Origin of the sequence: Streptomyces sp. NBC_00727, from assembly GCF_045161745.1 — a bacterium.
Classification (GTDB): Bacteria; Actinomycetota; Actinomycetes; order Streptomycetales; family Streptomycetaceae; genus Streptomyces.
The window spans coordinates 212216-221781 of the sequence record NZ_CP108981.1; the positions used below are offsets into that span (position 1 = coordinate 212216).

A 9566-nucleotide genomic window follows, 5' to 3' on the forward strand; every position below is an offset into this window, starting at 1 on the left:
TAGCGGAACCGTCAGCGCTTCACGTGGAGGCCGAAGCCCGTGCGACCGGCCGGTTCCAGGCCCTCCTTGAGGTGGAGGGAGGGGATCTCGTAGTCGCCGGAGTTCTGGCGGCGGAACGGGACCGGGGCGGTCGATTCCAAGGTGAGCAGGCGCTGTTCCCAGGCCTTGGCCACCTCCGGGTAGTCCGCGTCGGTCATCCGGTCCGTCCCGTAGAGGACGAAGGGGGGCAGTACCTCCAGGCCGGGGTAGTAGAGGATGCCGTGCTGGATCGGGAAGAGCAGGTCGTCGATGGGGCCGTTGACGCCCCGGGACGAGTAGTGGGGCTCCAGGCCGCCCACCGTCACCGAGAGCAGGGCCCGGCGGCCGACGAGGGTGCCTTCGCCGTAGCGCTCGCCGTACTTGGTGTCGTTGTGCTCGCCGACGCCGTACGCGAAGTGGAAGGTGAACACGCGGTCCACCCAGCCCTTGAGGACCGCGGGCATCGAGTACCACCACAGCGGGAACTGGAAGATGACGGTGTCCGCCCACAGCAGCTTCTCCTGCTCGGCGCGCACGTCACGGGTCAGCGTCCCGGCGTCGAAGGCGCGGCCGGAGTCGCGCGCCACCTTCAGGGGGTTCGAGGCCTCGGGACCGTAGTCCGCGGCGTCGACGACGGCCTTCCAGCCCATCGCGTACAGGTCGCTCACCCGCACCTCGTGCCCGGCGGCCTCCAGCGTCGAGACCGCGAGGTCCTTGAGGGAGCTGTTGAGGGACTGCGGCTCGGGATGGGCGTGGACGATGAGCGTCTTCATGGCGGGCTCCTTCGGATCGGATGGCTCGATCCTGGCCGCCCCGTCGCCCCGTGTTCAGGGACGCCGCTTCCGTCGGACCGGACTTCCTGGTACCGCCAGGGCCACCCTCGCGCGGGGCGGGCGCGGCCATACTGGGGGCATGGACGATCTCGCCGGATTCCTGCGGACCCGGCGCGCCCGGGTCGAACCGGCCTCGGCCGGTATCTCCGCCGACAGCCGCCGTCGGGTCGACGGGCTGCGCCGCGAGGAGGTCGCGCACCTGTCCGGGGTCAGCGTCGACTACTACGTACGCCTGGAGCAGGGGCGCGCCACCCAGCCTTCCGAGCAGGTACTCGACGCGCTCGCCCGCGTCCTCGGCCTGGACGACACGGAGCGCGAGCACCTCGACCGGCTGGCCCGGCAGCGCCGTCGGCGCTCGAAGGCGCCGGGCGGGCGGGTCCGGCCGGAGGTGCTGCGGGTCCTCGATCTGGTCGTGGACGCCCCCGCGGTGCTCATGGACCACCGCATGGACATCCTCGCGGGCAACCGCCTCGCCCGGCTGCTCTACGGCCGGCCCCTGCCGGGGCTGAACACCGCGCGGCACCTGTTCCTGGAGGAGACCGAGCGGGGTCTGTACGCGGAGTGGGAGCAGTGCACCCTGGACGCGGTCGGTCACCTGCGGCTGGCCGCCGGCAAGTACCCGGACGACGCGCGGCTGGCCTCGCTCATCGGGGAGCTGTCGATGGGCAGCGGCCGCTTCCGCCGGCTGTGGGCCCGCGCGGACGTGCGCGCCCGTACACACGGGCGCAAGATGTACCGGCATCCGCTCGTCGGGCTGTTGGAGCTGCACCAGGAGAACTTCGCCCTCGCGGACGCGCCGGGCCGGGAGATGGTCGTGCTCTCCGCCGCGCCCGGCAGCGCCGCCGAGGACGGGCTGCGGCTGCTGGCCGGGCTGGGTGCGGAGCCGGGGAGCGGCGAGGTGCCTCCCCAGCCCTCGGAACGGCCCCGGGTCCGCGAGGAACGCCCCCGCTAGCGCGCCGCCCCGAACCGCGCCAGGTGTTCGTCGGTGAGCCGGACGTCCCGCGCGGCGAGCGCTTCCTCTGCGTGATGCACGCGGCTCACGCCGACGATGGGGGCGATGCCCTGGCGGAGCAGCCAGGCCAGGACGACCTGGTTCTTCGTCGCGGAGACCTCATCGGCGATGTCGCCCAGGACCGCGAGCACCCGTGAGGTCCCGGGGTGGTTGTACGTGTCCGGGAACGGCTTGTCCGGGCGGGTGTAGGAGCCCCACAGCAGGGAGCTGTACGCCCATACGTCGAGCCCTTCGGACGCGGCGAGGTCCAGGTCCTCGGGGGTGAGGTGGCGGTGGCCGCCCTCGGCGAGCGGGGTCAGCGGGCGCGGCTGGACGAGTGAGTGGCGCAGCTGCAGGGCCGTCCACGGCTCCGCGCCCTGCTCCCGGGCGAGCGAGCGGGCGCGCTCGACGCGCCAGGCCGTGTGGTTGGCCGCGCCGACCCGCAGGGCCACCCCCTTGGCGACGAGTTCGCCGAAGGCCCCGACCGTCTCCTCCAGGGGCGCGGTGCGGTCCTCGGCGTGCGCCCACAGCATGTCGACGTGGTCGACGCCGAGCCGTTCCAGGCTCTCCTCCATGCCCGCGTGGACGGCGCGGGCGGAAAGACCTTCGGCGCTCTGTGGCCAGGAGTGCGGGACGAGCGGGTTCTGCCGGACCTTGGTCGCGATGCGCACGGAGTCGCGCGCACCGGGCCGGGTCCGGAGCCAGGCGCCGATCACACGCTCGCTGGCGCCGCCGACGCCGCTCGGGTCGGCCCAGAAGGAGTAGCAGTTGGCGGTGTCGAGCCAGTCGCCGCCGCCGGCGACGAAGGAGTCGAGGATCGCGAAGGACGTGTCTGAGTCGACCTGCGTGCCGAAGCCCATGGTGCCCAGGACGATCCGGGGGTTCGTGTTGTTCATGTCCCTCATGCTCTGCGTTGAAGCGCGCTCCAGGTCAAGCCCGTTCTTCCGGGGCCGCCTCGAAAGGTGCACGGGTCCGTGAATCACCCCATGGCCTCGGCGGCCGGACCTATGCTCCGGATGACGCCGGGCGAAGGGCTGTTCACCCGAACGGTTCCCTTGCGCGCTCGATACCTGGGGAGTTGAGATGGCGGATCTCGCCGAATCGGTGGAGTCGATGGAACAACTCGCCGTCGCCTGGCGGGCCCTGGTGCTCGACCGGGACGCCGGCGCGGACGTACGGGACCTGCCGGGGATCGCCGTGCGCTGGGCCGACTGCGGTTTCGCGTTCTGGAACTGCGTCACGCTGACCGACGTCGGCGCGGACGCCCGGCTCGCCGAACGCCGTCTGGGCGAGGCGGCGGAGATCATGCGGGCGAAGCGGCAGCCCGGCTTCCTCTGGCTCTTCGAAGAGCTCCTCGACGAGGGAGCCCGCGCCTCCCTGGACGCGGCGGCCGAGCGGGCCGGACTGGCGTACGCCTTTCCCGGTACGGGCATGGCGGGCGACCTGTTCCCGCTTCCCGAACCGGCGCACCCTGAGCTGGAGTTCGTACGCGTGAGCGACGAGGGGCAGCTGCTCGCCTACGCGGACCTCAACTCGCGTGCGTACGGCTTCCCCCTGGAGGCCGGCCGCGACGGGCTCGCGGGGTCCTCGCTGTGGAGGGGCGGGGTGCACGCCTACCTCGGGCTTCGGCAGGGCGAGCCGGTGACCTGTGCGGCGACCGTGGAGGCGGCCGGCCGGCTCTTCGTCGTACTGGTCGCGACCGATCCGCGGTGGGAGCGCCGGGGGTACGGGGAGGCGGTGACGCGCAAGGCGCTGTACGAGGGGGCCAGCGCGACCGGCCTCACACGCGCCACCCTGCACGCGACGGCGGCGGGGGCGCCGGTGTATCCGCGGATCGGGTTCAAGCCGAATTCGGCGATGCGTTTCTACGGGTTGCAGGGGTGAGCGGCAGGGCGCCGGGCCCTCGGCCGGCGCCCCGCACCGCGTGCTCGCGGCGGCCGGGGCGCTGGCGGGCGGCACCATCCCGCAGCTCGGCGCGTTGTCCGCCTCGCGCTGGTCCGCGCTGCTCCGGGACGAGCGGGAGGCCCTGCCCACCGCCTTCGCGCTGGAGTCGCTGGCCAACGGGGTGTGCTACCTGGCCGGTCCCGCACTCGTCGCCGTGGTCGGGGCGGAAGTCGATCCGGCGTACGGCATGCTGCTGGCCACGGCCCTGGTCGCGGGCGGCGGGCTGGCCCTCGCCGCGCAGCACCGCACGGCGCCCGCACCGGCTGCCGCCGCCGAACGCCGTGACGCTGGGCGCTCGTTGCTGCGGGCGGGCTTCGCGGCGCAGTTCGGGGTGAACCTCGCCCTCGGGCTGTACTTCGGTGCCATGCAGGTCTCGGTGACGGCCTTCGCGGTGGAGCACAGGGCGGCGGGTGCGGCCGCACCGCTGTACGCGGCGTCGAACTGTGCCGGTCTGCTGGCCGGGTGGCTCTACGGTCTGCGCCGGTGGCGCGGCACGCCGGAGCGCCAACTCGCGTGCATCACCGCGTGCTTGGCGGTGGCGTGTGCGCCGCTCCTGACCGTCGGCACCCTCGCCGGGATGGGGCTCGCGCTCACCGTGACCGGCCTCGCGGTCCCGCCGGTCCTGGTCCTCTCCGCGGTGCTCACCTCCGCGTCGGTGCACCCCGCCGCGCTCACCCGGGCGTTCACCTGGCTGAACTCGGCGAGCGCCGCCGGTTCGGCCGGTGCGGCTGCGCTCGCGGGGAGCGTGGTGGACGCGTACGGCGCGCACGGCGGCTTCGCGGTCGCCGCGGCGGCCACCTCGGCGATGGCGGTGCTCGCCTCGGGCCGGTTGCGCGGGGCCCGTCGGCGCACGTGAGGGTCCGGCCCCCGACGGCGAGGCGCCGGGGACCGGACCCGCCGGGTCGCGCGGGGTCAGGAGGCGATGAACCGCGCGACCTGGCCGAGCACGACGGTGTCCGCCAGGTACCCGATGTGGTTCTGGCAGAGCACGTTGTTGTTGGTCGCCCCGCTCAGGCGGGTGCTGGTGTACGGGAGGATGACGCCGTCGCACGCGGAGTACCAGGTGGCGTACCGGGTGTCGCCCGGGGTCTCGTCACCTGAGGTGATCCGTGAGATGAACGAGGAGCCCGGGTACATCTGCCGGCAGGTCGTGTAGATCAGGCAGGCGCCCGCGGCCGTGGTGCCGTGGTTGGCGCCGGCGATGGAGGCGAGGTGGCTGACGCTGGTGTTGCCGCCGAGGACCTTCAGGTAGTACTGGCTGACCAGGCCGCCCATGGAGTGGTTGACGATCGCGACCTTGCTCGCGCCGGTCCGGGACTTCACGTCGTTGACGAAGGCGGCGAGGCCCTGCGCGTTGGTGATGTTGTCGCCGTACGAGTCGTACTCGTACGCGAACAGGTTGGAGCTCGACCAGCCGTTGAGGCGGAAGACGCTCATGGCGGTGACCCAGTTGGAGGCGCTGCCGGTGTAGCCGTGGACGAAGACGACCGGGGTGCCGGTCGACAGCGGCTGCACGGCGGCCGCACGGACCGGGGCGGACGTTTCGGCGGCACCGGCCGTGGATGCCGAGGAGAAGAGGGTGAACGCGACCGTGACGGCCGCGAGGACGCCGAGGAGCCGGCGCGGTGAACGACGACGCATGGGGCACTCCTGAGGGGGGACGCGGGGATGGGGTTGCCTGCCCGCACAAGGTTCCGGGCCCGGGGCGCCCGCGCCATCGGCTAATTCACCGGCCTTGTCTTCGTTGCCGGCCTTATGGACACCGCGCCATGGGCGTGCTCTCATGCCACTTGCACATTTCCAACGATGCACAACGAGCGGTGCGGACGGGCCGGCCGGTCGGCGTGAGAACGGAGTCGCACATGAAACCTCCATCCGCGAGGCGGCAAAGAGGGCTGCGGCGGTGGATCGGTGCCGCAGCCGTCCTCGGGACCGCCGCGGCCATGACGGTGACGGGCACTGCGGGTCCTGCGTCGGCGGGCGGTCCGCACAGCCACCGGATTCCGACGGTCACCTCGGGCGACGCCCGGTTCCAGGTCCTGTCCCCCACGCTGATCCGGACCGAGTACGCCGGTGACGGCGCGTTCACCGACGAGGCGACGTTCAACGCCATCGGCCGCGGCTCCTTCGCGCCGGCGGCGTACACCGCGAAGACGGCGGGCGGCTGGCTCACCCTCACCACGAGCGCGGTGACGCTGCGGTACAAGGTCGGCTCCGGGCCGTTCGACGCGAGCAACCTGTCGGTCCGGCTCAACGCCGGCGGCTCCCCCGTGACCGCCACCCCCTGGCACCGCGTCCCCTGCGCGCCCGGCGCGCTCTGCGAGGCGGAGAACCTGCGGGCCGGCGGGGTCTCCGTGGCGTCCGACCACGACGGCTACACCGGGGCCGGGTTCGCCGCGGGTTTCGAGAGCACCGGCGCCTCCCTGTCCTCTGACATCGATGTCAAGGCGGCGGGCGCCTACCGGTTCGCCGTGCGGTACGCCAATGCGCGCGGCGGCGACGGCAAGAGCGAGCCGCGCACCCTCACCCTGTCGGTGGACGGCGGCAACGAGCAGCGGGTGACACTGCCGCCGACGGCGGACTGGGACACCTGGGACACCGTCTCCGCCGGGGTCCGGCTGGACGCCGGGCACCACACGGTCAGCCTGACCCGGGGCGCCGCGGACTCCGGCAGCGTCAACGTGGACAGCGTCGCGCTGCTGGGCGAGGGCGAGGCGTTCCCGCCCGCGTCCAGCACGGCGATCGCCGACTGCCGTTTCGGGGTGAGCTGTGAGGCGGAGGCCGGGCGCGTCCTCGGTACGGCGGCCGCCGCCACCGATCACCAGGGCTTCGCCGGGAACGGCTTCGTCGCGGAGCTCAACCAGGGTTCGTCGCTGACCACGCGTGTGGTGCAGGTCCCCTCGGCCGGCACGTACACCCTGCGCGTCCGTTACGCCAACGGCCCGGGCGGCGACGGCCGGCACGACACGCGCACCGCGACCGTGTCGGCGGGCGGCGCCACCGGCACGCTGTCGTTCCCCGCGACGGACGACTGGGACACGTGGTCCACGGCCACCCTGCCCGTCCACCTGAAGGCGGGCGCCAACGACGTCACCCTCGCCTGCCCGGAACCGGAGAGCTGCCATGTGAACGCGGACACCGTGTCCGTCGCCGCGACCGGCGCCCCGGCCCCGCAGCCGCACCTGGCCCTCGGCGGCTACCGGCGCGGCCTCGACGGCGTCACCGGCGAGGGCGCGGCCCCCGTCACCACGCCCGGCCTCCTCAACCAGGACGGCTGGTACCTCCTGGACGACACCCCGTCCGCGCTCTACGACTCCGCGGCCCGGAAGGTGACCCAGCGCTCCGGGCACGGCGGCGCCCCGTACCAGGACGGCTACCTCTTCGGCTACGGGCACGACTACAAGCAGGGCCTCGGCGACCTTGCGACCCTCACCGGACCGCCCGCGCTGCTGCCCTCCTGGGCGTACGGCGTCTGGTACTCGGAGTACATCGACCGCACCGACGCGGACTACCGGAACACGATCCTGCCGAAGTTCCGGTCCGAGGGCGTGCCGCTGGACGTGCTCGTGACGGACACCGACTACAAGGCCGTGAACGCCTGGAGCGGCTGGGAGATCGACACGGCCAAGTTCCCCGATCCGAAGGGGTTCTTCGACTGGTCGGAGGCGCAGGGTCTGCACAACACCCTCAATGTGCACCCGAGCATCCTGGCCGCCGACCCGCAGTTCGCCCAGGCGCAGAAGACCGCCAAGGGCAAGCTGAGGAAGGGTGGTTGCGCGGGCGGTGCGGGTGAGGACTGCTACACCTTCGACTTCGGCGACCCCGATCAGCTGAAGGCGTACATGGATCTGCACCGGACCATGGACGAGCAGGGCAACGACTTCTGGTGGCTGGACTGGTGCTGCGACGCGGCGCAGTCGTCGCTGCCGGGTGTGACACCGGACGCGTGGATCAACCAGCAGTACGCCGACGCCACCGGCAAGCACCTCGACCGGCCGTTCGTCCTCTCGCGCGCCTTCGGTTCGCTCCAGGCGGCCGGTTACAGCGGCCAGCAGGCCGTGCCCACCGGTCCCTGGGCGGACAAGCGCACCACGGTCCACTTCACCGGCGACACCTCCTCCACCTGGGGCACCCTGGAGTTCGAGGTGGGGTACACACCGGCCGAGTCGGCGGCGACGGGGATGGCCAACGTCACCCATGACATCGGCGGCCACAACGACACGACGGGCCTCAAGGGCTCGGAGACGTACACCGACGGCGGCGGCACGCACACCACGACGAAGCTGCCCGACGACCTGTACGCGCGCTGGGTGCAGTTCGGCACCTTCCAGCCCGTCGACCGGCTGCACAGCAACCACAGCGACCGGCTGCCCTGGCAGTACGGCGCCGAGGCGTCGGCGTCCGCGAAGAAGTTCCTCAACCTGCGGGAAAAGCTGCTGCCCTACACCTACACGCTCGCCGAGGAGGCGAACCGGACCGGCGTGCCGATCGTCCGGCCCATGTATCTGGAGTACCCGGAGGAACAGCAGGCGTACGCGACCGCCGGGAGCGAGTACTTCTACGGCTCCGACATGCTGGTCGCCCCGGTCACCACGCCCGGTACGTCCACGAAGACGTCGGTGTGGTTCCCGCCGGGGCGGTGGACCGACTACTTCACCGGTAAGACGTACGAGGGCGGCACCACGCAGGACGTGACGACCACGCTGGACACCATGCCGGTGTTCGTCCGGGCCGGCGCGATCGTGCCGAGCCGCACGCAGGACGTCGCGCACGACGGGGCGGCCGGCGCGGACGACCTCACCCTCACGATCGCCCCGGGCGGCTCGGGTTCGTTCCGCCTGTACGAGGACGACGGAGGTGCCGCGGGCCAGGCCCGGAGCGCTACGACGAAGGTCTCGTACAAGGAGGCGGGCGGGCGCCACACGGTGTCGGTCGGAGGGGCGAAGGGGTCCTTCCGGGGTCAGGCGAAGAGTCGTACGTGGACCCTGTCGGTCAAGGCCGACCACGCGCCCGAGCGGGTGGAGGCGACCGGCGCGCACCTGTCCGCGCACGCGTACAAGTGGGACGCCGGTTCCAAGACCCTGACCGTCACCCTGCCGAAGCGCAACGCCCATGCGCCGTTGACTGTCACGTACTGGTAGGAGCGGCCCGGCGGGCGGACGGAGAAGGGAGTTGGGTGGCCCGCCCCCGGTGGGAGTCGGGGGCGGGCCCTGTGAGCGGCGCGGATCAGCGGACTTCGAGGGTCCGCTGCTCCTTGAACGAGGCGCAGTTGGAGTTCTCCACGGACACGTACACGTTGGCGATCTGGCCGCCCCAGCTGACGCAGTGGCCCTTGCCGTAGACGTAGGACGGACCGGCGTACGACGTGTACTTCCCGTAGTCCCCCGCCGACTCGTCCGTGTCGGTGACGTAGATGTACGTGGACATGTCCTTCGCCGCGCCCGGAGTGGACCGGATGGTCACCACACAGTTCCTGCCGTTCGACGCGTTGTACGTCAGGTAGACCGTGCCGAGGGAGCCCACGGCGGCGGAGTTCACGGTCTTGTAGGCGCTCCCGCAGACCTTCTGCGGGGTGGTGTTGGGTGCGGCGGAGGCGGTCGGGCCGAAGGCGGCCGTCGCACCGGCCATCAGGGTGGTCAGGGCCCCGGCGGCCGCGAGAGTACGGATGTTTCTCATATTTCCCCCTTGTAGCTCCAGGAGTGTTTTGCTCCCACTTGCTGGGACCTCCGAGGAACACGGATGGTTGTATGCGGATTGCCGGGGACCTGCCGATTGGTGAT

8 protein-coding genes are annotated in these 9566 nt (G+C 72.1%); 4 read left to right on the forward strand and 4 right to left on the reverse strand.

Annotation, left to right across the window (positions count from 1 at the left end):
• Nucleotides 1-11 precede the first annotated feature (11 nt).
• Nucleotides 12-791: an NAD(P)H-dependent oxidoreductase gene (locus OG242_RS01040; protein ID WP_405896300.1), complete on the reverse strand. Its 780-nt coding sequence runs from the start codon at nt 789-791 to the stop codon at nt 12-14.
• Between the two features lie 139 nt (nt 792-930).
• Between OG242_RS01040 and OG242_RS01045 the strand changes: the two genes are divergently transcribed.
• Nucleotides 931-1803, forward strand: a complete 873-nt coding sequence (locus tag OG242_RS01045; protein WP_405896301.1) for a helix-turn-helix transcriptional regulator — start codon at nt 931-933, stop codon at nt 1801-1803.
• Here OG242_RS01045 and OG242_RS01050 read toward each other — a convergent pair.
• Nucleotides 1800-2738 carry an aldo/keto reductase gene (locus OG242_RS01050; RefSeq protein ID WP_405896302.1) on the reverse strand — a complete coding sequence of 313 codons (939 nt, stop codon included), beginning with the start codon at nt 2736-2738 and terminating at the stop codon, nt 1800-1802. The two genes, OG242_RS01045 and OG242_RS01050, sit on opposite strands and share 4 nt — an antisense overlap.
• 187 nt (nt 2739-2925) lie before the next feature.
• Between OG242_RS01050 and OG242_RS01055 the strand changes: the two genes are divergently transcribed.
• Nucleotides 2926-3726: a GNAT family N-acetyltransferase gene (locus tag OG242_RS01055; protein ID WP_405896303.1), complete on the forward strand. Its 801-nt coding sequence runs from the start codon at nt 2926-2928 to the stop codon at nt 3724-3726.
• Between the two features lie 40 nt (nt 3727-3766).
• Complete coding sequence (locus tag OG242_RS01060; RefSeq protein WP_405896304.1) at nt 3767-4642, forward strand: MFS transporter; 876 nt, start codon at nt 3767-3769, stop codon at nt 4640-4642.
• A gap of 56 nt (nt 4643-4698) precedes the next feature.
• Here OG242_RS01060 and OG242_RS01065 read toward each other — a convergent pair whose 3' ends face one another.
• The gene (locus OG242_RS01065) at nt 4699-5427 is read right to left on the reverse strand and encodes an esterase/lipase family protein (RefSeq protein WP_405896305.1); all 729 of its coding nucleotides are present in this window, start codon (nt 5425-5427) and stop codon (nt 4699-4701) included.
• A gap of 302 nt (nt 5428-5729) precedes the next feature.
• Here OG242_RS01065 and OG242_RS01070 point away from each other — a divergent pair, with 302 nt between their 5' ends.
• Complete coding sequence (locus OG242_RS01070) at nt 5730-8927, forward strand: TIM-barrel domain-containing protein (RefSeq protein WP_405901478.1); 3198 nt, start codon at nt 5730-5732, stop codon at nt 8925-8927.
• A gap of 85 nt (nt 8928-9012) precedes the next feature.
• Here the strand turns inward: OG242_RS01070 and OG242_RS01075 are convergent, their stop codons facing one another.
• Nucleotides 9013-9462, reverse strand: coding sequence for a spore-associated protein (locus OG242_RS01075; protein WP_405896306.1), 450 nt, complete (start codon nt 9460-9462; stop codon nt 9013-9015).
• Between the last annotated feature and the right edge of the window lie 104 nt (nt 9463-9566).